Origin of the sequence: Stutzerimonas kunmingensis, from assembly GCF_002929225.1 — a bacterium.
Lineage (GTDB): Bacteria > Pseudomonadota > Gammaproteobacteria > Pseudomonadales > Pseudomonadaceae > Stutzerimonas.
Map to the genome: position 1 here is coordinate 1 of NZ_PISM01000002.1, position 1,094 is coordinate 1,094.

A 1,094-nucleotide genomic window follows, 5' to 3' on the forward strand; every position below is an offset into this window, starting at 1 on the left:
GCATCATCTGCCGCACCACCCACTCCCGATGCTCTATCGAATAACGCGCCACACGGCTCTCACTTCCGCCCACCGACCAAGACTCATCGAATCAACTCACACGACAACTATCCTGACGCGGCGGGATCCAAAGGCGCCTAGCCAAAGCTAGCCGCCTTTTTTCATTCCTTCTGTTTGCTGTTCCGTTTACCGAGGTAAACCATGCGTGAGCGTTTTGATGAGATTCGTGCCGAGCGGGATGTTCATTCCGTGGAGCCGGCTGTTTACAACCGTGATCCCCATGCCGGGCTGTGGAAGCAGATCGCGTTGGGGATTGTGGTGGGTTATCTGGCGTTGGGTGTTTTGAGCGCCGTGGGTTGGGCGGTGGCTGTGCGGTTTGCGTTGGGCAGTTTGCAGATTGCGGTGCCGTGAATGCAGGGGCGCCAAGCTGGCGAATAGATTGTTCTGAGGCCGCGGTATCAGCGGGCTGTGGCGCCTTCTCTTGCCGTTGACGTTACCCGTGGTGCGGCGCAGAATCGGCGCCATTTCGCGGCGAGCCATTCTCCGCTAGCGGTTTCTTTGGTGTCTGAAGGGCGTGTGATGAATACGTTGCTGTCTGCGGTCTCGGTGATCGTTTGTGTGTTGGCAATCAGTGCGGGTGTGATGCTCGATGTTCGGCACAAGCCGAGCGACGAGGCGAAGCGGGTGTATACCGCGGAGCGGGTGAACGAGATTCTGCGGCGTAATACCAAGCAGAGCTGAGCCGAGAGGCAAAGCGGCGGAATAAAAGAGGCGGCCCGAGGGTCGCCTTTTTCATGCCCGAAAAAAGCCGGGCGCAAGCCCGGCGAAGTCCAACGAGGAGAGGTGCTGCGGCGTGGTGCTTACCAGAGTGGCAGGCTGTAGCTGACGATGACGCGGTTCTCGTCCAGGTCGCTCTGGAAGTTGCTTCGCGTGGTGGCGTTGCGCAGCTTGAAGCCGAGGTTCTTCAGCGGGCCGCTCTGGATGACGTAGGCGATGTCGGTGTTGCGCTCCCAGGTCTTGCCTTCGCTGGCGCCGGCGCCACGGTCGACGTTGTCACCGGAGACGTAGCGGGTCATCAGGCTCAGCCCGGGAAT

Annotated in this window: 3 protein-coding genes; 2 read left to right on the forward strand and 1 reads right to left on the reverse strand. The window is 60.1% G+C overall.

Going from position 1 to position 1,094, the window contains the following annotated elements:
• Positions 1-201 precede the first annotated feature (201 nt).
• On the forward strand, positions 202-411 hold the full coding sequence (locus CW305_RS00760; RefSeq protein ID WP_104096857.1) for a hypothetical protein: 210 nt from the start codon (positions 202-204) through the stop codon (positions 409-411).
• A 168-nt stretch (positions 412-579) separates the two neighbouring features.
• Positions 580-741 carry a hypothetical protein gene (locus tag CW305_RS23315; protein ID WP_172602747.1) on the forward strand — a complete coding sequence of 54 codons (162 nt, stop codon included), beginning with the start codon at positions 580-582 and terminating at the stop codon, positions 739-741.
• A gap of 119 nt (positions 742-860) precedes the next feature.
• Here the strand turns inward: CW305_RS23315 and CW305_RS00765 are convergent.
• The coding region (locus tag CW305_RS00765; protein WP_146067128.1) for an OprD family outer membrane porin at positions 861-1,094 on the reverse strand (234 nt) is incomplete at its 5' end.

Excerpts from the sequence above, each read along its gene's own strand:
- CW305_RS00760 (WP_104096857.1), top strand. The coding sequence starts at position 202 with ATGCGTGAGCGTTTTGATGAGATTCGTGCCGAGCGGGATGTTCATTCC.
- CW305_RS23315 (WP_172602747.1), top strand. The coding sequence starts at position 580 with ATGAATACGTTGCTGTCTGCGGTCTCGGTGATCGTTTGTGTGTTGGCA.